The sequence below is a fragment of the Pseudomonas uvaldensis genome (assembly GCF_021271205.1).
GTDB classification, from domain to species: Bacteria; Pseudomonadota; Gammaproteobacteria; order Pseudomonadales; family Pseudomonadaceae; genus Aquipseudomonas; species Aquipseudomonas uvaldensis.
Genome location: NZ_JAIWKS010000013.1, coordinates 101,385 through 121,449 on the forward strand (window position 1 = coordinate 101,385; position 20,065 = coordinate 121,449).

Here is a 20,065-nt window from a genome sequence, read left to right on the forward strand (position 1 = left end):
GGATGAGTGATTAATGGATAAACAACCCGTCGACTCGCAAACCCCCTGGCTGGAACTGCGCCGCCTCACCCCTGCGCGCATCGCCCTGGGCCGCTCCGGCACCAGCCTGCCGACCCAGGCGCAACTGGACTTTCAGTACGCCCATGCCCAGGCCCGCGATGCCGTGCACCTGGCGTTCGATCACCAGGGTATTCGTGCGCAACTGAGCGAACGTGGCCGCGAGAGCCTGCTGCTCCACAGTGCCGCCAGCGACCGCCACAGCTACCTGCAACGCCCGGACCTGGGCCGGCGACTGGATGAGGCGTCGGTGAAGGTGCTGGACGATTACGCAATGGCCCATCCCGGCGGTGTCGACCTGGCTATCGTGGTAGCCGACGGCCTGTCGGCACTGGCGGTGCACCGTCACACCCTGCCGTTTCTGGCGCGCCTGGAAGAACAGATCGCCGCTGACGGCTGGTCGGTTTCCCCGGTGGTCCTGGTGGAACAGGGCCGGGTCGCGGTGGCTGATGAAGTGGCGCAGCGGCTCGGCGCAAAAATGTCGGTGATCCTGATCGGCGAACGCCCCGGCCTCAGCTCGCCCGACAGCCTGGGCCTGTATTTCACCTACAACCCCAAGGTCGGCCTGACCGACGCCTACCGCAACTGTATCTCCAACGTCCGGCTCGAAGGCCTGAGCTACGGCATGGCGGCCCATCGCCTGGTCTACCTGATGCGCGAGGCCTGTCGCCGGCAGCTTTCGGGGGTCAATCTGAAAGACGAAGCCCAGGTTCATACTCTAGAGTCGGAAAATGGAGCCGATATGAAAGGTAATTTCCTACTGATGCCGCCCCAAGGCTGATCCGTATGTCCGATTGCGTTTTTGATCCGCTTTCAGGCAGCATCAAAAGCACGGCAGAGCGCCGTTGTTGTCAGACTCTGTGTCGAACTTTGTAAACGAGACCTGCCATGCGGATTATTCAAGCGACCCTGGAACACCTGGACCTGCTGACCCCATTGTTCGTCAAATACCGGGAATTCTATGGCTCCCTGCCCTACCCGGATTCGTCCCGGGCCTTTTTGGAAAAGCGCCTGCGCCGCAAAGAATCGGTGATCTACCTCGCCCTACCCGATGACGACGACAGCAAGCTGCTGGGCTTCTGCCAGCTCTACCCGAGCTTTTCGTCGCTGTCGCTCAAGCGCGTGTGGATCCTCAACGACATCTACGTCGCCGAAGACGCCCGCCGCCAATTGGTGGCCGACCACCTAATACGCACCGCAAAGAAAATGGCCAAGGAAACCAACGCCGTCCGTATGCGCGTCTCCACCAGCAGCGACAACGAAGTGGCGCAGAAAACCTACGAGTCGATCGGCTTCAGGGAAGACACCGAGTTCAAGAACTACACGATGCCGATCAGCGAAGAGCTCTGACACCCCGGAAAGCAAGCCAGCCCCAGATCATCTGTGGGAGCGGGCTTGCTCGCGAAAGCGCCGGGTCAGCTTGCATCAACGTTGGATGTGCTGCCGTCTTCGCGAGCAAGCCCGCTCCCACACCGGTTCGAGACATTCACGAAAATCCATGCCCACCGCCATCCATCGAAATCCCCCGCTACAAACTCAACACGCCCATCACAATCCACCCCGTATAATCCCCCCTCTTCCCGGCCTGTAAGAAAAAGCTACAAACCCCGTAGCCCAACTCCAGAGCTCGACCCACCCGCCTGCCGAGTCGGGCCACCACCAAGGTGCATTACATGGATTTCAACCCCCTCGACCTTATCCTGCATCTCGACGTGTACCTCGACATGCTGGTGACCAATTACGGAACATGGGTCTACGCCATCCTGTTCCTGGTGATCTTCTGTGAAACCGGCCTGGTGGTAACGCCCTTCCTGCCCGGCGACTCGCTGCTGTTCATCGCCGGCGCCGTCGCCGCCGGTGGTGCCATGGACCCCGTGCTGCTGGCCGGCCTGCTGATGCTCGCGGCCATCCTCGGCGACAGCACCAACTACCTGATCGGCCGCACCGCCGGCGAAAGACTGTTCAGCAACCCGAACTCGAAAATCTTCCGCCGCGACTACCTGCAACAAACCCACGACTTCTATGACAAACACGGTGGCAAAACGGTGACCCTGGCGCGCTTCCTGCCAATCATCCGCACCTTCGCCCCCTTCGTCGCCGGCGTCGGCAAAATGAATTACCTGCGTTTCTTCGGCTTCAGCGTCCTCGGCACCGTCCTTTGGGTCGGCGGCCTGGTCACCCTCGGCTATTTCTTCGGCAATGTGCCCTTTATCAAGCAGAACCTGTCGCTGCTGGTGGTGGGCATCATCCTGGTGTCGCTGCTACCGATGATCATCAGCCTGGTGCGCAGCAAAATGAGCCAGCGCGCCTCGAAGGCCTGATCGCCCATGTGGTCCCTGAGCAACTGGCGCCGCCAACGCACCCTCGCCAAACACCCTGTTGCCGAAGACACCTGGCAACGGGTGCGTCAGCAACTGAGCTTCCTCGACGGCATCAGCGCCGCCGAGGACCAGTGGCTGCGCGAAGCCTGTGTGCTGTTCCTCCACGATAAGCACCTTACCGCCCTGCCCGGCGTCGAACTGCACCAGGAACAACGCCTGCTGCTCGCCGCCCAGGCCCAATTGCCACTGATGCACCTGGGCGAACTGAACTGGTACCAGGGCTTCCACGAAATCGTCCTCTACCCCGACGACTTCCTCAGCCCCCAACGCTACCGCGACGCCAGCGGCATCGAACACGAATGGGACGGCGAACACAGCGGCGAAGCCTGGCCCCAGGGCCCGATCATCCTGGCCTGGGACGGCGTGATGGCCAGCGGCGGCTGGGACGGCTACAACCTGGTGATCCACGAACTGGCGCACAAACTCGACATGCTCAACGGCGACGCCAACGGCCTGCCGCCACTGCACGCCGACATGCGTATCAAAGACTGGGCCGACGCCATGCAACAGGCCTACGACGACCTTAACCGCCAACTGGACCACGACCCGGACGCCGAAACCCTCATTGACCCCTACGCCGCGGAAAACCCTGCCGAATTCTTCGCCGTCACCAGCGAATACTTCTTCAGCGCCCCGGACCTGCTGCACCAGGCCTATCCGCAGGTCTACTCGCAGCTTCAGGCGTTCTATCGTCAGGATCCGTTGGCCCGGCTGCGGCAACTTCAAGCCGAAGATCCGGTCTATCAGGCGTCATACTAAGGTCTCTACGACCCTGGTAACGTGGCATCAGCGGCCGAATATGCCTATAATCGCCGCCACTTTTTGGTCAATCCGACCAGCCTTTTGGTCAACTAACGGGGGCACCGCCCAATGAGCTACAGCAAGATTCCGGCTGGCAAAGACCTGCCGAACGACATCTACGTTGCGATCGAAATCCCGGCCAACCACGCCCCGATCAAATACGAAATCGACAAGGACAGCGATTGCCTGTTCGTTGACCGTTTCATGGCCACCCCCATGTTCTACCCGGCCAACTACGGTTACATCCCCAACACCCTGGCCGACGACGGTGACCCCCTCGACGTGCTGGTCGTAACCCCTTACCCGGTTGCCCCAGGCTCGGTCATCCGCGCCCGTCCGGTCGGCATCCTGAACATGACCGACGACGGCGGCGGCGATGCCAAAGTCATCGCAGTGCCACACGACAAACTGTCGCAACTGTATGTGGATGTGAAGGAATACACCGACCTGCCAAAACTGCTCATCCAGCAGATCGAACATTTCTTCGAGAACTACAAGGATCTCGAAAAAGGCAAGTGGGTCAAGATCGAAGGCTGGGCCGGTGCTGACGCCGCCCGCGAAGCGATCACCAAGTCGGTTGCCGCCTACAAAGGCTGAACCTGAACTTGCAGAAGAACCCCGGTTTTCACCGGGGTTTTTTATGCCTGGAAACTTAATTAATACGTTGATGTATTAATAGTGCAAGCCAGCGTTTATCTGCGTTTAGCTCGCTTAATTCCATTCCCGCAAACGGAAAGATCATCTTATAAATTTGAACGACATGTTTATTGCCGAAAACAAACTCGCCTCTAAACTTTCCGTTTATGAAAAAGATCTCCAGTGGCGACCGCTTCAGAGCCCTTCTTAAAGAAGCCAACATCCGCTCCGCCGACTTCGCGAAGTTATACGGCGTGAAGTCGCAGCACGTGAACAACTGGTTCAACCGTGGCATCCCGCCCGGCCGCATCCACGGCATTGCCGGCCTGCTGACCGTCAGCCCCCAGTGGCTGGCCCACGGCGAAGGCCCGCAAACCCCGCTGGGCCTCGGCCCCGGCACCACCTACGACGCCGCCGAAGTCCAGGGCGTCTACAGCGTGCCGGAAACCACGGACATCGAACTGCCCTACTACAAGGAAGCCCCCATCGCCCCCGGCGAAACCAGGACACACGTCATCGAAATCCCCGACCAATCCATCCGCCTGCCCCGCAGCCACCTCGACTCCCTGGAAATAAACCCTGGCGATGCCATCTGCACCACCATGGTCGGCGACAGCATGGCCGACCGCATCGAAGACGGCTCCACCCTCGCCATCGACCGCGGCCTGACCCAAATCATCGACGGCCAGATCTACGCCCTCGAACACGACGGCATGCTCCGTATCAAATACCTGCACCGCATCCCCGGCAACCGACTGCGACTGCGCAGCCACAACAACACCGCTTATCCGGATGAAGTCTTCAGCGTCGAGCAGATCGAAGCGCAGAATCTGCGCGTCATCGGCTGGGTCTTCTGGTGGTCCACCCTGACCAAACAACGCCCACCGGTGTTCGACTAACCCCCAAATGTGGCGGGAAAGCTTTTGTGGCGAGGGGATTCATCCCCGCTGGGCTGCAAAGCAGCCCCCGCCCTTTCCCACCACCCCATAACCCAATGATTCAACACAACTTCCACTGGGATTTTGCCAAAAACCCACGTATCCTCCGCCCCACATTTGCGAGACCACGCCTCGCACCGACAAGGCAGATCACTTTCTGACCAAGTCCCACAGCCGGCCGCAAGAGCCGGATGTACGTTTTGAAGGCTGGTGAGGTTTGTCAAAAACGAACTGAGTCAGTCAACGAGAAGCCGGCCATAAGCCGGCTTTTTAATGTCTAGACGCTTCCAGTGATAACCTGCAAGTTCTTCTATAAATGACCATTGGATCAGTTATGAAAAGCTGTGTGAGGACGCTCGGAGCTAGCCTCCCTAACAGTATAGTGATCTCCGCCGCTTGGTTATCGGGGCTTGCGACGATAGGACTCTTGTGGGGCATGATAGTGTATTGGCCCGATAAGCTTACAACCGAAGGACGTCAGCTCTTCCTGGCTTCTGTTTCTATTTTTTGCCTCTCCATATGGCACTTGATACGGCGCAAGAGACGAGCAAAAGCACTTGTAGCGTCCATCAACCTAAAAGAAGGCTTGAGCCTTGACGATACTCATCTGCTCGGCTATCCAAGCCCCATCTTTTTTGTCTTTGACCCCTCCAGCAAGAAACTCGCTCAATGCCAAAGCGCCACCGGCGATTATCACATTCGCGACTTCACGTGGATCACAGGCTGGCATTTCGAGTGGCGACGGATTGACCGCAGGGTATCGGGCGGGGTTCTTCGAGTAGTCGATGAGGCAGGCATGAGCGTTCCAGCCGACGAGATTCGGCGCAGATTCATAGGATTCTCACTGGTTTTGACGGTTGCCGATACAAGTCATCCGCTCCTCCGCTTCCCAATGAACCGGAGCGCAGTTGAAGGGTGGTGTACACGGTGCAAAGTACTTTTCAAGTGCTAAACACAAAGCCACAAGGTTCCTCTTACTCCAGTCCCTCAAAGCTCAGGTCGTACACGAATGCACCAGGTATCAACGAAGCCATTTGAAAGTTAGGACTGGCGGAAGCGCGACTGACTGCATCCATGCAGCCAGTCGCGAAGCAGTGTTACTTCTCGTTGCTCAGCGGGGCTTGCGACCAACATCGCAATAAATCAGGCGGGACATCTCGATCATATCCACAACGGTTTTGTCATCGACCTCAAACCCGCTGCCTGAAACCCCTGTGTTGCTATTACTTGAGTGTGACGTCGAGCATCGGCGGGATGTAACCGTAGTCGTACTCGGCCACCACGAACGTCTGCTGCCCTTTTATTTTCATGCCCACCGTGGGTGCTTCAGTGCCACCCACACGAACCTGCGTGCCGGTTTCGTCGGTCGGTACGCTGTCGATAAAGGAGGTCACCAGGCCGTTTGGCATCACGTAGTGCGAGTAGGTCTGGAATGGCTGGGAGGACGGGTTGCCCAGCACCAGGCCGGAACCGTTCAGCGGCACGTAGGGGCCGAACAGCGAGTCCGCGACGAAACCGTACACGCCGTCCGGGCCGGTCACACCGTCGGCATAGGTGAAGGTGTGGCTGATCGTGAACAGGTAGTACTTGCCGTCCTGGAACACGAAGTGCGGGCGTTCGGTCTGGTCGTTGACGCCCACGGCCGTCAGCAGTGGCGGCAACATTTCCCAGTCGTCACCGTCCGCGTCGCGGGCTACGGCGATGCCGACACAGGCGGTCTGGAAGCGCGAGTTGCCGACATCTTCATAACCCGGCGGCACATCGCCGATTTCGGCCTCGCCCACCTTGTGCGAACCGCGCTCACCGGCCACGTTACCCTCGAACAGCATGTACAGCTTGCCATCGTTCGGGTCGCGGAATGGCCATGGGTCGCGAAAACCCCAGAAGGCGTTTTGGGCTTCGGTCTGATACATCTTGCCGTCGGCCTCGAACAGCGGCTTGACCTTCTCGAAGCCGACCATGCTGACACCGTGCTCAGTGGTCACTACCCGACCACGCACCTTGACGATGGTCGCGCCTGGGGTGACGGCGGTGTAATACAGATCCACTTCACCTCGGTCGTTCAACAGGATCGGCGTGCCGGCCCATTCGCGAGCGGTCGGCGAAACCCCTTCGGCCATCACGCGGCCGCCGAGCTCCCAGTTCTTGCCGGTACGAGAAAACCAGTAGTACATCTTTGCCCGACCGTGACGATCGTTCCAATCGCGGAGGATGTCGTAGTTACCGTCCTCGTCGAGGTACGCCGGGTCGTTTGGATGACGATCGGCTGTCAGCGTGAAGATCACCGACCAGCCATCGACGGAGGTCACGTTACCGTCCAGGTCGCGTAGGGGCATGGTGTCCCAGATGAACACGTCGTCGCTCAATACCGGGAAATCCGCGCTGACCAGCGGCTGAGTGGTGGTGGGATCGTCCGCCCGGACTTTCAACGCATCAGCGCGGGTCCACAGGCTGGGTTGATGGGGGGTTGCACCGAATTTTTCAGTGTTGGTTTTCATAAGGTAATACCTCGTCCATGAATGGATTCAAATAAATGACGCTTGAGAAATACTGGATGCGCATACAGTGAAACCACCTTATAGAGGCGCACCCGTGCGGGTCAAGAAAAAAATGCATTTGTGCATATTTTAGTTTTTTCTTGGAGCTGATACGTTTCAGCCATGAGCGTTCAAAGAAGTTTTATCGTGGAAAGATCGACGATGTTGGCAGCACACTCAATGCGCCAGACCACTAATCGGTGGAAGCGGGTTGACTGGGATTTGGGCGGAAGTAGTGCATGGAGGATCAGTGAGCTGAGCCGGCCTGTCCTGTTTGAAGCCCAGCATGAAGCGGGGGATCAGCACGGTTGATGTCGTATCGTTTTCGCGAGCAGGCTCGCTCCCACAGTGGGGGGGGGGGTGAAATGCCTGCTACGGTGGTGGGTCAGTTGGATTGGTGTTGGCTGATGGCTCGCTCCCACAGGGGATTGGAGGTGGCCAGAAGACGGGGAAGCAGCCAGCGAATGCATGTCATAGTTCGTTCGGTCCTGTCTTTGGGCTGCTGCTATAAACGCCGAGCCATCAGGCATTGCTCCCTCCCCCAAGCCTCAAACCGCTCCAACATTTCCCAGCCAAACTTGGCGTAGTAATGACTCTGGTTATGGGTATGCAAGTACAAGGTAGTGACCCCAGCCGCCCTCGCATGACGACAAACACCTTCGATCAACTGCGCAGCGATCCCTCTGCGCCGTGCATTAGGGGCGACGAGTACGCACGCCAGCCACGGTCCCAGTTCCGGCCGCTCAGGCAGGTCGTCGCTGGCAAGTGAGGCGCCGCCCAATAGTTGGCCGTTTTCTGTAGCGATCAGGCATTTCCAGCGGCCGTCGCGCTGTCCTTCGGCGAATTCCTGCTGCCAGCTATCGAGGGATTGTTGTGCATATTCGTGGCTGAATTCCCGATAAAGCCATTCGGCCATCAGGTTGCACTGATCCATTTGGTTTTCGAGCCAATCCATCTGCGGCATTTGAAACGCTCCTTGTGCTTTTTTCCTGTGGCATGAAGAAAGCCCTGCTTGTGCAAGGCTTTCTTCATGCCTGGGGTAACGACGCTTCCCTACCTTACCTCAACAATATCCAAAGCCCGATTCGCCAACAGCTCATTCAACTCAACCACCTGCTGAATCCCCAACGCCACATGCCGTCGCGAGCCTTCAAGGTCGGATGCCAGGTCTCCGATCATTGCGTTCGCCGAAACGAGGTTTTCACTGAGGGTGGCAAGTAAGCATTCGGAATCCACATCAGAAGCGATGCGGTAGATGGTGTTGGGGTTGTCGGACGTTTCTTTCTTCGGCTTGGGATTCAGGTAGTAATCCAAGGTCCGAGTCGCGGCATCATCAAACTTTTTGTTGCGGGCCGATTGGACGCGGGAAACGGTTTCGTCTGTTGCTGGGGGGGGTCGGTGTAATTTTAACCATAGCCTTAGCTCACTCTTGGTTGAGGCCACGCCCCGCTCGCTGCTAAACGAGTGGAAGGCAGCTGTACGCGGGTTAGCAGACCGATGAGCTAAGGAATCGGCGCGCCCGAGGGCGCCCCACGCACAGCCACCATCAAGTGCAGGGATGGGGATCCCTGACTGATGAAGCTTGATACGACTCAACTCGACGGGCTGTTAAACCCGATCACTGATGGGCAGTGACGGGATTCAAGTTACCGACGCGGCCAAGGACGCACAAGCCGGCGGATTCTGGCGTAGTTGTAGGTAATGGCGCAAGGCGGTGTGGGTCGGGGCTGATCCTAGGGCGTCACAATAAACACCGGGCCGGGGTGTGGATGTCATGTCGTCAAAAGTCGATTTTGACGACACGTTATTGGGGTATGTCGTTGGTGGCGACATGAGACCTGAGAGCGGTGGGGATAGATGTATTGCTATCGCGAGCAGGCTCGCTCCCACAAGGGGGAGCGGTTCAGGCTCACGCTTATGCAATTGCGCAAACGAAACTCCTGGCGTGACCGGCTTCCGCCCCCATTAAGGTTATGGCTGGTTCATCGATGGGGTCGAGTCGAACCAGGCTCATGCCTTCTCGTCGGTAAACCGAGCTGCCGCCTGAATCAGCGTGAACCACATATCCTCCGTGCTTTACGCCCACGCGAGCCTTAGCGAGGGCAATGCTGGCCGAGACCAGAATATGAAAGTCCAGCACATTGTTCTTATGCAAAACCGTCGCGCCAATAAAATGCTCTGCGCATATTTCCAGAGCGATTTGCAGGTCACGGACAGCAGGGGTTTCTCGATAGCTGCCCGGCATGAATATTTTATCGGCCCAGAACTGCGCCCCAGCCAGTTCTTCCAGCCCATCATTTCCGATGTTGGGGTAGCGTTTATGCTGATAAAAGACGTTTCCATCCCAAATAATGAAGCCGGTATTTCTGACGATTCCGTCCCTGGCTTCCGGCCCTCTTGTTTCGATTGTCGCAATCTCCGCCTTCGTAGTCTTTGCATAGTGGCCATAAATGCCTTTACTCAGGCGATCACGTTGTGGAATTTCGCCCACGACCGCATCCATTTCCTGACTGTATTTTGGCTTATTAATATTTCTGGTTTGTCCCCACGATTTTAACTTCCCGGTCTCCCTTTTCAGCATCCTGGAATCCGGGCGCATCATTGACTTGAACCACAGCGTCGTGCCTGGAACCAGTATCGACCTTGGGTTTCTCTTTGAAACGTCCACCAACGTTGCCCGGATGGTTTCTTTTTCCTCCTCTGAAAGAAGCGTGTCAGGCATGTCCTTGGAGAAAAAATACTCGGGCGCGACGACCAGACAATAATCCAGTCGATGTTGATCGGCATTTTTGGCGAAGGCCGTTTTCGCCATGTCTTCCAAAGCCCCAATTCTTTGGTGGATGGCGACAAGGCTGTTATCAGTAGGGACTCGTAATTTGCGTGTATCGAAGTCCCATATCACCACCAGTACGTTCGGCATCCTTCCTCCCGCCCTGGCTGCTGATCGGTGCCGCAGGCCGGGTTGGCCGCATTGGGTGGGGAGGCACTGGCTCATTTTCCAGGAAAACTCAGCTTAGATGAGTCAGGGCGATTTGGCTGACAGCCCCTGAAAAATCTTGTGGCACGCCGGATTCGAGGCCCTTTCGGATGCTTTCAGAAAAAGAAACATCGGACAGGTGACCAAACCTGCCCGATGCCAACGACCTGAACCCATCACCCCAGCGTATTCAAACAAACCACCTTCGGCTGGGTCATTTCCTCATACGCAAACCGCACCCCTTCCCGCCCGAGACTGCCGTATTTGGCGCCACCAAACGGCATGGCATCGAAACGAAAATCAGACGAGTCGTTGATCATCACCCCGCCGGCTTCGATGCGTCGGGCGGCGCTCATGGCGGTGGTCAGATCATTGGTGAAGATCCCGGCATGCAAGCTGTATTCAGGCTCGTTGGCCAACTCCACCGCCTCATCAAACGTCTCGAACGGTTGCAACACCACCACCGGGGCGAAGACTTCGTTGCGCCACAGGCGGCTGGTGTGGTTGACGTTTTCCAGGACGGTGGCGGCGTAGCAGGCGCCTTGGCGGTGGTGGCCGCAGAGTAAGGTGGCGCCTTCTTGTAGGGCTTCGTTGACGACTTGTTCGGCGTTTTGCGCAGCTTGAGGGGTGATCATCGGGCCGATGTCGGTGTCGGCCAGCAGGGGGTTGCCGACGACGAGGGCCTGGGCCTGGTTGACGAAGCATTCGCGGAAGGCTGCGTAGATCGGCGCCTGGATCAGCAGGCGTTGGGCGCCGATGCAGTTTTGGCCGGCGGCCCAGAAGGCGCCGGAGAGGCAACTTTCGACGGCGGCGTCGAGGTCGCAGTCGGACATGACGATGACGGGCGCGTTGCCGCCCAGGTCCATGGCGAGTTTTTTCAGGCCGGCGGTGCGGGCGATTTGTTCACCGGTGATGAAGCCGCCGGTGAAGGAGATCATTCGCACTTCGCGGGCGGCGACCAGGGCTTTGCCCAGTTCGGCACCGCCAGTGGCGACGGTGACCACGGTTTCGGGCAGGCCGGCCCTGACCAGGTAGGAGACCAGTTTGAGCGCCGACAGCGGCGTCAGCTCGGACGGTTTTAGGATCACCGCGTTGCCACCGGCAATGGCCGGGCCGAGTTTGTGGGCCACCAGGTTCAGCGGGTCGTTGTAGGGGGTGATGGCGACGATCAGGCCCAGGGGCTCCCGGGTGAACCAGCCCTGGCGCGATTCGGCGCCGTCGTAGGCGTCGAACGGCACCACTTCGCCGGCGTTGCGCCGGGCTTCTTCGGCGGAGAGTTTGAGGGTGTTGATGCACCGTTTGACTTCTTTTTCCGCCTGCTTGAGGGTCTTGCCGGCTTCGTCGACGATCAGCCGGGCGAAGATCCGGGCGTCGCGTTGGATGTTCGCGGCGGCGTGTTCGAGGATGCTTGCGCGGCGATGCCGGGGCAGCGCGGCGCAGGCTTGGGCGCCGCTGCGAGCGGTCACCAGCAGTTGCGGCACTTGCGCGGCGCAGATGTCCGCCACAGTACCGACAAGGCTGCCGTCGAACGGGTTAAGGACGTCGATTTGCGGCTCTGCCATTGCCAGGGCCAGACGAGATACGTTCATGGTGGTCTCCTAGTTGCGCACGGCAGACTGGTGAATGGCGATGATGTCCGACAGCAGGGCGAACGCGGTTTCCGTGCGCCCAGCCCCAGGGCCGGACACTGTCACGGCGCCGAGCAGCTCGCTGGTGAACGACACGGCGTTGATGGCGCCACTGATGCCGGCGAGTGGATGCTCGTGGCTCAGCAGGCGCGGTTCGACGCTGGCGCTGATGGAGCCGTTGGCGTGGCGGCTGGCGGCTCCGATGAGTTTCCAGCGAGCGCCGTCCTGGCGGGCTTTTTCGATGTCGGCCAGGCTCAGTGAGGAGATGCCGTTGCACGAAACGTCGGCGATGGTGAGCTTGGCGTCCAGCAGTTCGTTGGCGAGGATTACCACTTTCAGGCGCACGTCGTGGCCTTCGACATCCGCCGTCGGATCGGCTTCGGCGTAGCCCAGCGCTTGGGCTCTGCTGACGGCTTCGGCAAAGCCCAGGCCGCCTTCCATGCAGGTGAGGACGAAGTTGGAGGTGCCGTTGAGGATGCCTTCGAAACCGATAATCTCGCTGCCGGCCATTGCCTGTTTGGCGACGCGAATCACCGGCGTACCGCTCATCACCGAGCCTTCGTATTCAAAGGCGACGTTATTGCGGTGGGCCAGGGCCTTGAGCTCGGCGCCATGTAAAGCGATCGGGCCTTTGTTGGTGGTGACCACGTGTTTGCCGCGCTCCAGCGCCCAGCGGCAGAACGAGGTGGCGGGTTCGCCGTCCACCGGATTGGTGAAGGTGGCCTCGGCGATGATGTCCGCGCCGCTGTCCTTGATCACAGCCTCATTGAGGGCTTCGGCGGAGCCGCCCGGCCATTGTGCGAAGGCACCTTTGGTGGCCGGCAGTTGGGCGAGCAACGCAGCCTCGAGGCCTTCGCGGCCCATGACCGAGCCGAGGAACAGATCGGTCACACCGACGATTTTCAGGGTGAAGCCCAGCTCGGCTTTCCATTGTTCGTTACGCTCGGCAATCAGTTGCGCCAATGCCCGGTTCACACCGCCGAAGCCGACCAGCGCCAGTTTGTATTCAGTCATTTTTGTTATGCCCTTGATCCGGGTGATGGGTTGTTGGAATCAAGGTTAGGGCCGGGGCCAGGGCAGTGAAATAGGCCAATTTGCTCTATTTTATGGGCGTTTTGACCAGGGGTTGGGCAGGGTGACGCGCCCCCGACTAACACAAAAAAACTGTGGGAGCGAGCCTGCTCGCGATGGCGTCAGGTCAGTCAACATTGAAGTCGGCTGGTCCATCGCTATCGCGAGCAGGCTCGCTCCCACAGGGATTATGTGTTGGGGTTCAGATTACTGATGACAGTACGAACGAGGTGACAGTGTTCTCCACCCCCGGCAACGCCGAGATCTCTTTCCAGACCTTATGCACCCGCTCCGGGCTCGCGGCGCCTACGCGCAGCATCAGGTCGAACTCGCCGCTCATCACGTCGCACTGCTGCACTTCCGGCATGGCTTGCAGGGCTTGCAAGACGTCGGCGCCGCGCATGCGGTCGTAGCGGTAGACGAAGATCACCGCGTTGATGTTCGACGAGGCGTGGGCGCCCTCGCCGGTGCGGATGGTGTAGCCCTGGATCGCGCCGTCGCGTTCGAGCCGTTCGATGCGTTGGCGCACGGCGTTGCGTGAGAGGTTGACCTTGGCCGCCAGCTCGGCGTGGGCGGCGCGGGCGTTGAGTCGCAGTTCGGCGATGATGCGTTCGTCGAGGGGATCGAGGATGCGCTTCACGGGGGCTCCTTACAGTGCGTCGAGCAACTGATGGATCGTGTCGGGTTCGTGCGGCTGGATGCGATGGATCTGCGCCGGGCCATGGGCCGAAACCGGAAGGGGTTGGACCGCTACATTGATTCCCAATTCACCGAGCAGCGCCGCCGATTTGACCGGCGAGATCTCCCCCAACGTCACCATCGGCGCCACCAGACTGCGCCGGTACAAACGCGCCGCGAGCACACCGGTGGCGGTGTGCGGATCGATGACATAACCGGTGTCGCGATACAGCGAAGTGATCTCCTCCAACGTCTGCTGATCCGTGACCGCATAGGAGTCGATGATCATCCGCGCCTGCAACCAGAACTCGTTGGCGATGGTCATTTCGCCGCTGGTTTCGAAGCGGTCCATCAGCGCGCTCACCGCCTGGTCGTCATGCCCGTAGAGTTCCCAGAGAAAGCGCTCCAGGTTGGAGAAGATCGACAGGTCCATGGCCGGCGACAGGGTCTTGTTGGCGCGCAATCGGGAGTAGTGGTTCTTCAAGAACAACTGATGCAGCGCGTCGTTCTGGTTGGTCGCGACGATCATCTGAGTGATCGGCAAGCCCATCTTCTGCGCGATGTAGCCGGCATAGACTTCGGCAAAACTCGCCGCCGGCACGCTGAAGCCAATCGGCCGCTGACCACCGCCCAGTTGCAGCACGGCGTGGAAGTAGAACACCAGTTGCGCCAACACACCGATCCAGTTGCTGGAGTTGAAGCTGATCGCCTCGTGCTGCGCCCAGGGCCACTGGCGGAACAGACGACTGACCAGGGTCTGGCAGTCGTCGAAGCTGCCATTGACAGCGAATTGATGAACCCGCGGATGTGCCGCCGCTTGCAGCTGTTGAAGCTGGTGTTGCGGTACGCCGGCCTCCGGATAAAGCACCACCACCGCCACTTCATCGCAGTGCTTGAACGCTTCGATGGCCGCCAGCCCGGTGTCGCCGTTGGTGGCGCCGATCACCACAGCGCGTTGGCCGTTTTTGCGCAGGAAATACTGCACCAGTCGAGCCTGGAGCTGAGCGGCGAAATCCTTCGAAGAACGGGTCGGGCCATGGAACAGTTCCAGTACCCATTCGTTGCGATCCACCTGATGCAACGGCGCCAGAGAGCGGTGACTGAACTGACTGCCGGCTTCCTTGAGCAGGCGCTTGAGGTCCGTCTCGGGAATCGTCTCGCCCACGAACGGGCTCATCACTCGATAGGCCAGTTCGTCATAGGACAGGGTCGACCAGTTGGCGATTTCCTGGGCTTCGAACAGCGGCAGTCCGACGGGCACGAACAGCCCGCCGTCCTCGGCCACGCCCGATAGCACGACCTTTTCAAAACCGACCTGCACGGCCGAATTTCGGGTACTCACATAGCGCATGGTTGGCTCCGGTCATTCATTTGAAACGGTGTGCCTGCTCGACCAGCCAGGTGGCAAACGTGACTGCGTCGGGATGCTGCTCGGTCCCGGAACCGCGCACGAGGTAAAACGATTCGCTGGCTTCGATGCGTTGGCTGAAGGGTTCGATCAGGCGCCCGTCGGCCAGCAGGTCCGCAACCATGGACGAGCGCGCCAGGGCGATCCCCTGCCCCAGCTCGGCCATGCGCAAAGTGCAGACCAGCGTGTCGAACTGCAGGCCTGCCGACGAGTCGACGTTGTCGGCACCGACCATGTTCAGCCAATAACCCCAACCTTCTTCGTAACCCAGCACATGCAGCAGCGAGTGCTTCGCTACGTCCGCCGGCACCTTGAGCGGCGAGCGCGCCATCAGCTCCGGCGAGCAGACCGGGAACAGGCTGTCCCAGGTCAGGCGCTGCGACACCAGGCCGGGCCATTGGCCGCGGCCCCAGCGAATCTCCAGGTCGTCCTCGCCATCCAGTTCCTTGACCCAGATGTTGCTGATGTAGCGAATGTCCAGCTGTGGATGGGCCTGACGAAACTCCGCCAGCTTCGGCGCCAGCCAGTGCACGAAGAACGCGAGACTGCCACGCACTTTGATCGGCCGCCGCTTGCGCTGGCCGAAAATTTCGTTGGTGCCCACCGCCAGCCGGGTGATCGCGTCCTGCACCACCGGCAGGTAGGACTGGCCTTCCTCGGTCAGCCCCAGGCCTCGGGGCAGGCGCTTGAACAGCGCCACCCCCAGGTGACTTTCCAGTTGGCGGATCTGCTGGCTCACCGCGCCCTGGGTCAGGCACAACTCTTCGGCGGCGTGGGTGAAGTTCAGGCAGCGGGCGGACACTTCGAATGCCCGCAGCCAGTTCAAAGGGGGTAATGGTTTCTGCTTCATGATCCGGTTCTCGTCTACGCCCCTTTCCCCCGAGCACGCCAACTAGATAGCGTCGGACGGCTGTGCCAACGGGTTCAGCAGCAAGCGTTGCTCGCGGCCTTTGCGGGTAATGAAGTACACGAGATAGCAACAGGCGATGAATGGCAAGCCAAAGTACAACGCCACTCGCTGTTCCGGGTCGAATGCGATCCCGACACACGCCAGCCCACAGGACGACAACGCCCCCAGCGGGATCCACGGATAGCCGCGCACGCGGAACTTGAGCTGGCTGACATCACCGCCGTTGGCAACGTAGTGGCGGCGGAACGCGATCTGGCTCGCGGCAATGCTCATCCACACCACGACCACCGCCAGGCCTGAGATCGACACCAGCGCCAGGTAGATGGTGTCGGCGGCAAATACGCTGCTGAGCAACGACGCAGCGCCTCCGGCCATGCTGACGATGATGGCGTTAAGCGGCGTGCCCATCCGCGTCAGGGCCGAGAACTGCTTGGGCAGGTGCCCTTGGTCGCTCAGGGTCCAGAGCATCCGCGAGGCGGCATATAGGCCGGAGTTGGCCGCCGACAGCAAGGCGCTGATGATCACGAAGTTCATGATGTCGGCGGAGTATGGAATGCCGATGTAGGTGAACACGGTGACGAACGGACTCTCGACGATGCCGGCCTGCTCACGGGGCAACAGGGTCGAGAGAACAAAGATGGTGCCGACAAAAAAGATCGCCAGGCGCAGCACGGTGGTGCGGATGGCTCGCGGCACGTTGCGTTGTGGATCCTTGGTTTCACCGGCGGCGATGCCGATCAGTTCGGTGCCGGAGAAAGCGAAGGAAACCGCCAGCAGCGTCATGGCAATCGGCATGAACCCGGTAGGAAAAAGCCCTTCGCGGGTGAAGTTGCTCAACCCGATGCTGTGGGCCTGATCGATGTGCAGAAGGCCAAGAATGGCCCCGCCGCCAATCAGCAGGAACGCCACCACGGTCGCGACTTTGACCAACGACAACCAGAACTCAGTCTCGGCGAACAACCGCACCGAGACCACGTTGCTCAGGAACACCACCCCGGCGAACAGGGCGCTCCAGATCCACACCGGCGTGTCCGGAAACCAGCGCGTCATCAGGATCCCGGCGGCGGTAAATTCCGAGCCGATGGCCACGGTCCAGGTCAGCCAGTACAACCAAGCCACGGTGTAGCCGGTGCCTGGGCCGAGAAAGCGTGTGGCGTAGGTGCTGAACGAACCGGTTTCCGGCATCTGCACCGCCAGTTCACCCAGGCACATCATCACCATGTACACCATGAGCGCGCCGATGATGTAGGCGATCACCGCGCCCAACGGCCCGGCCTGGTTAACCGTGTAACCGGAGGTGAGAAAGAGCCCGGTACCGATGACGCCACCCAATGCCAACATGACAATGTGGCGCGTCTGCATTTCCTGTTTGAAGCCGGCACGTGTCGTGAGTTGTTGTTCTTGTAGGGACATGGTTTTGTTCTCATGAAGGTTGTCAGGGCGCGTGTCGACGCCTGCGGTGAGTTGCGCCGCAGGGTCAACTCGGATCGCCACCAAGCTTTATTATTTTCCTGTTCATGAACGCCCCGATGACCGCCTTGTCGTGGGGACTGATACTTCAGCTGGCTGTTTCGGAGCACATCTCAGGGGTTGTGGATGGGGTGTTTGCCTGGGCCAGTGCCTCTCGCGAACGTCGGGCAAAGGCGAAGGCCTGTTTCAGATCGTCGAGCAGATCATCGGTGTCTTCGATGCCCACCGAGACCCGCACCAGGCCTTCGGAGATGCCCAGGGCCAGTCGTTCTTCCAGGGTGTTTTCGACATGGCTGGTGGTCCGCGCCGGGCCGTAGATGGTTTCCACCGCACCGAGGTTGCCGGCGCAATGGGCGAAGCGCAGACGCGGCAGCAGCACTTTCACGGTGTCCATGCCACCGACCAGGACAAAGCTGACGATGGCGCCGAACCCGGCCATTTGCGCACAGGCCACGGCGTGGTTCGGGTGGCTGGGCAGGCCGGGATAATTCACTGACTCAACCAACGGCTCGGTGAGCAGGAACTCCGCCAGGGCCCGGGCGCTGGACTGCTGCTGACGCATGCGCAGCACCAGGGTCTTCATGCCGCGGATAATCATGTAGGCCGAGAACGGGTCGAGCGCCGCACCGTTGATTTCCCGGTAATGCCGCACCTTGCTCATCAAGGCTTCACGGCCGCACACCAGCCCGCCGAGCACATCGCCATGGCCGCTGAGGAATTTGGTCGCGCTGTGGATCACCACGTCCACGCCCAGTGCCAGTGGGTTCTGGTTCAGCGGCGTGGCGAAGGTGTTGTCCGCCACCACCACCGCGCCGACCCGTTTGGCCGCTGCCACCAGGCGTTGGATGTCGAGGATTTTCAGGGTCGGGTTGGTCGGCGTTTCCAGGTACAGCACCTGGCAGCCCTTGGCGATTTCCCGTTCGATTTCTTCGTGGTCGAAGGTCTCGCACAAGCTCACGTTCACGCCCATGCGCGGTAGGAACTCTTCGAAAATCTTGTTGGTGCCGCCGTAGCTGTCCTTGGTGGAAACCACCCGATCACCATGGGCAAGAAAGGTGTAGAGCACGCTGCTGATCGCCGCCATGCCGCTGCTGAAGGCCACGGCCGATTCGCCTTTCTCCAACTCGCAGATCTTGGCTTCTAGGGTCTCGACCGTCGGGTTGCTCATACGGCTGTAGATAAAGCCGGGGGCCTTGCCCAAGGCCACGTCATACCAGGCGTCGATGTCGTTGTAGCCGTAAGCGGCACTGACCACGATAGGCGTCTGCGTGGCGTTATAGGGATGCCCGCCCTGCTCCCCACCCCAAACCGCCCGGGTCCCCGCGCCTGCGTTATCAAGCCCTGCGCTGTCAGGTTTATTGTTCATTTGAGACTACTCGCACTGAGGGGATGACTGGTGAGTCATTCACTAGATTTGGTAGCCAATATAGGGAAAAGAATCGGGGACTAGAAACGATGTTATTGGTGCCAAAGGGGTGGTTTTTTTAATGGCTGGGATTGGAAACCGGGGCTTGGAATGGCTGCGATTTACTGCACACAAGCAAGCCCGCTCCCACAGTGATCCGGGGCTGATGCAAACTGAGTGTTCACCCTCGATCCCCTGCTCGCGATGACGGTGGATCAGTTAGAGTGACTAGAGTTAGTCAAGAGCGGCATCATCCCTATCGAGAACCTCAAGAATATGTTTCAGCCACATAGCGCCACTCTCCCACTCCATCCAATAACAATAATTACAGGGCATTTTTTCCATAATAAAATCTCGAAGGTCCTCCTCACCAAGACGTTCGTCCAACAGCACCGAAATTTCTTTTCTTAACGCGTCAATAGCCTGCGGTACCGAATCTGACGCGAAAAGTCTTATCACCCCGTCCGGCTCTGATGACTCACACATCCAGTCTTGGTGAAAATAGCAACCAAAAAAATGGAAAAGTTCTGGATATCTATTTTTCATATTTTTCGACATACCCTGTAAGCAAATTATATCCAACAGGTGACTGCTTGGATTTTTTCAATACTAAAGTCACGACGGACAATGACTCTAACTTTCCATTTTTTCGTATAACCCCGACTCCAACAGGAGAAGGGAAGGACTGCTGTAAAACCATTTTCTTTTCTAATTTATTATTTAAAAACCCGTCAATCTCCGTTTCTTTTGTACTCAACACTTTGGAAACCGTTGACTCTGCCGATGCTCTATCAGGAAATGTCGACGCGGTAGGTACGTGAGGTTCTAACTCAAGTCGCCTTCTCAACTGAACCTCAGAACGACCTATGTGCTTGTTTATCAAATGCCCTCCACGAGCCTCATGTGCCGCTAAGCCGCCTCCCGGCACGATCTCGCTAAACGGCCCATCAGCCTCGATATCACCTGGACAGTTGCACACCAACCCCAACGGATCCACCCACCCCGTCGGGTTCAGGGTGTACCGGTACCCATTGAGCCCACCCGCCAGTTTGCTCGGATCAGGCGTCAGGTAGCGGCCCGTTTCCGGATTGTAGTAGCGGTGGCGGTTGTAGTGCAGGCCGCTTTCCAGGTCATGGTATTGGCCCTGGAAACGCAGCGGTTGGTCCAA

18 protein-coding genes and 1 pseudogene are annotated in these 20,065 nt (G+C 59.2%); 6 read left to right on the forward strand and 13 right to left on the reverse strand.

Annotated elements, in window-relative coordinates:
- Positions 1-13: 13 nt before the first annotated feature.
- The 6 genes from eutC (at position 14) to LCU97_RS23850 (ending at position 4,774) form a co-directional block, all read left to right on the forward strand.
- The gene (gene eutC / locus LCU97_RS23825; protein ID WP_232777938.1) at positions 14-838 is read left to right on the forward strand and encodes an ethanolamine ammonia-lyase subunit EutC; all 825 of its coding nucleotides are present in this window, start codon (positions 14-16) and stop codon (positions 836-838) included.
- Between the two features lie 107 nt (positions 839-945).
- Positions 946-1,407: a GNAT family N-acetyltransferase gene (locus LCU97_RS23830; protein ID WP_232777939.1), complete on the forward strand. Its 462-nt coding sequence runs from the start codon at positions 946-948 to the stop codon at positions 1,405-1,407.
- A 323-nt stretch (positions 1,408-1,730) separates the two neighbouring features.
- The gene (locus tag LCU97_RS23835; RefSeq protein WP_232777940.1) at positions 1,731-2,378 is read left to right on the forward strand and encodes a DedA family protein; all 648 of its coding nucleotides are present in this window, start codon (positions 1,731-1,733) and stop codon (positions 2,376-2,378) included.
- 6 nt (positions 2,379-2,384) lie between these two features.
- The gene (locus tag LCU97_RS23840) at positions 2,385-3,197 is read left to right on the forward strand and encodes a M90 family metallopeptidase (protein WP_232777941.1); all 813 of its coding nucleotides are present in this window, start codon (positions 2,385-2,387) and stop codon (positions 3,195-3,197) included.
- Positions 3,198-3,308: 111 nt separating this feature from the next.
- On the forward strand, positions 3,309-3,836 hold the full coding sequence (gene ppa / locus LCU97_RS23845; protein ID WP_072395734.1) for an inorganic diphosphatase: 528 nt from the start codon (positions 3,309-3,311) through the stop codon (positions 3,834-3,836).
- Positions 3,837-4,042: 206 nt separating this feature from the next.
- Complete coding sequence (locus LCU97_RS23850; RefSeq protein ID WP_232777942.1) at positions 4,043-4,774, forward strand: LexA family transcriptional regulator; 732 nt, start codon at positions 4,043-4,045, stop codon at positions 4,772-4,774.
- A gap of 1,262 nt (positions 4,775-6,036) precedes the next feature.
- Here the strand turns inward: LCU97_RS23850 and LCU97_RS23855 are convergent.
- From LCU97_RS23855 to LCU97_RS23910, 13 genes and pseudogenes are all read right to left on the reverse strand, one after another.
- Positions 6,037-7,311 (reverse strand): glycoside hydrolase family 68 protein, encoded by a 1,275-nt coding sequence (locus tag LCU97_RS23855; protein ID WP_232777943.1) that lies wholly within the window; start codon positions 7,309-7,311, stop codon positions 6,037-6,039.
- 544 nt (positions 7,312-7,855) lie between these two features.
- Positions 7,856-8,314 carry a GNAT family N-acetyltransferase gene (locus LCU97_RS23860; protein WP_232777944.1) on the reverse strand — a complete coding sequence of 153 codons (459 nt, stop codon included), beginning with the start codon at positions 8,312-8,314 and terminating at the stop codon, positions 7,856-7,858.
- 89 nt (positions 8,315-8,403) lie between these two features.
- A pseudogene (locus LCU97_RS23865) lies at positions 8,404-8,764 on the reverse strand (DUF6124 family protein).
- 501 nt (positions 8,765-9,265) lie between these two features.
- On the reverse strand, positions 9,266-10,270 hold the full coding sequence (locus LCU97_RS23870; RefSeq protein WP_232777946.1) for a hypothetical protein: 1,005 nt from the start codon (positions 10,268-10,270) through the stop codon (positions 9,266-9,268).
- 233 nt (positions 10,271-10,503) lie between these two features.
- On the reverse strand, positions 10,504-11,916 hold the full coding sequence (locus LCU97_RS23875; protein WP_232777947.1) for an aldehyde dehydrogenase family protein: 1,413 nt from the start codon (positions 11,914-11,916) through the stop codon (positions 10,504-10,506).
- Between the two features lie 9 nt (positions 11,917-11,925).
- Entirely contained in the window at positions 11,926-12,969 is a 1,044-nt protein-coding gene (locus LCU97_RS23880; protein WP_232777948.1) for a homoserine dehydrogenase, read from the reverse strand.
- A gap of 259 nt (positions 12,970-13,228) precedes the next feature.
- Complete coding sequence (locus LCU97_RS23885) at positions 13,229-13,666, reverse strand: Lrp/AsnC family transcriptional regulator (protein ID WP_232777949.1); 438 nt, start codon at positions 13,664-13,666, stop codon at positions 13,229-13,231.
- 9 nt (positions 13,667-13,675) lie between these two features.
- On the reverse strand, positions 13,676-15,055 hold the full coding sequence (gene thrC, locus LCU97_RS23890) for a threonine synthase (protein ID WP_232777950.1): 1,380 nt from the start codon (positions 15,053-15,055) through the stop codon (positions 13,676-13,678).
- A 16-nt stretch (positions 15,056-15,071) separates the two neighbouring features.
- Positions 15,072-15,962 (reverse strand): LysR substrate-binding domain-containing protein, encoded by an 891-nt coding sequence (locus LCU97_RS23895; RefSeq protein ID WP_053151845.1) that lies wholly within the window; start codon positions 15,960-15,962, stop codon positions 15,072-15,074.
- A 42-nt stretch (positions 15,963-16,004) separates the two neighbouring features.
- On the reverse strand, positions 16,005-17,435 hold the full coding sequence (locus tag LCU97_RS23900) for an amino acid permease (RefSeq protein ID WP_053151847.1): 1,431 nt from the start codon (positions 17,433-17,435) through the stop codon (positions 16,005-16,007).
- A gap of 145 nt (positions 17,436-17,580) precedes the next feature.
- Positions 17,581-18,858, reverse strand: coding sequence for a cystathionine gamma-synthase family protein (locus LCU97_RS23905; protein ID WP_232777951.1), 1,278 nt, complete (start codon positions 18,856-18,858; stop codon positions 17,581-17,583).
- 273 nt (positions 18,859-19,131) lie between these two features.
- Positions 19,132-19,455 carry a contact-dependent growth inhibition system immunity protein gene (locus LCU97_RS26945; protein WP_408636439.1) on the reverse strand — a complete coding sequence of 108 codons (324 nt, stop codon included), beginning with the start codon at positions 19,453-19,455 and terminating at the stop codon, positions 19,132-19,134.
- Positions 19,433-20,065, reverse strand: a 633-nt coding sequence (locus LCU97_RS23910) for an RNase A-like domain-containing protein (protein WP_332875350.1), incomplete at its 5' end; no start/stop codon positions are given. The genes LCU97_RS23910 and LCU97_RS26945, both read right to left, overlap by 23 nt.

Bases quoted from the DNA above. Each gene is read 5' to 3' on its own strand.
- eutC (WP_232777938.1), top strand. From the start codon at position 14: ATGGATAAACAACCCGTCGACTCGCAAACCCCCTGGCTGGAACTGCGC.
- LCU97_RS23830 (WP_232777939.1), top strand. From the start codon at position 946: ATGCGGATTATTCAAGCGACCCTGGAACACCTGGACCTGCTGACCCCA.
- LCU97_RS23835 (WP_232777940.1), top strand. From the start codon at position 1,731: ATGGATTTCAACCCCCTCGACCTTATCCTGCATCTCGACGTGTACCTC.
- LCU97_RS23840 (WP_232777941.1), top strand. From the start codon at position 2,385: ATGTGGTCCCTGAGCAACTGGCGCCGCCAACGCACCCTCGCCAAACAC.
- ppa (WP_072395734.1), top strand. From the start codon at position 3,309: ATGAGCTACAGCAAGATTCCGGCTGGCAAAGACCTGCCGAACGACATC.
- LCU97_RS23850 (WP_232777942.1), top strand. From the start codon at position 4,043: ATGAAAAAGATCTCCAGTGGCGACCGCTTCAGAGCCCTTCTTAAAGAA.
- LCU97_RS23855 (WP_232777943.1), bottom strand. From the start codon at position 7,311: ATGAAAACCAACACTGAAAAATTCGGTGCAACCCCCCATCAACCCAGC.
- LCU97_RS23860 (WP_232777944.1), bottom strand. From the start codon at position 8,314: ATGCCGCAGATGGATTGGCTCGAAAACCAAATGGATCAGTGCAACCTG.
- LCU97_RS23870 (WP_232777946.1), bottom strand. From the start codon at position 10,270: ATGCCGAACGTACTGGTGGTGATATGGGACTTCGATACACGCAAATTA.
- LCU97_RS23875 (WP_232777947.1), bottom strand. From the start codon at position 11,916: ATGAACGTATCTCGTCTGGCCCTGGCAATGGCAGAGCCGCAAATCGAC.
- LCU97_RS23880 (WP_232777948.1), bottom strand. From the start codon at position 12,969: ATGACTGAATACAAACTGGCGCTGGTCGGCTTCGGCGGTGTGAACCGG.
- thrC (WP_232777950.1), bottom strand. From the start codon at position 15,055: ATGCGCTATGTGAGTACCCGAAATTCGGCCGTGCAGGTCGGTTTTGAA.
- LCU97_RS23895 (WP_053151845.1), bottom strand. From the start codon at position 15,962: ATGAAGCAGAAACCATTACCCCCTTTGAACTGGCTGCGGGCATTCGAA.
- LCU97_RS23900 (WP_053151847.1), bottom strand. From the start codon at position 17,435: ATGTCCCTACAAGAACAACAACTCACGACACGTGCCGGCTTCAAACAG.
- LCU97_RS23905 (WP_232777951.1), bottom strand. From the start codon at position 18,858: ATGAACAATAAACCTGACAGCGCAGGGCTTGATAACGCAGGCGCGGGG.
- LCU97_RS26945 (WP_408636439.1), bottom strand. From the start codon at position 19,455: ATGTCGAAAAATATGAAAAATAGATATCCAGAACTTTTCCATTTTTTT.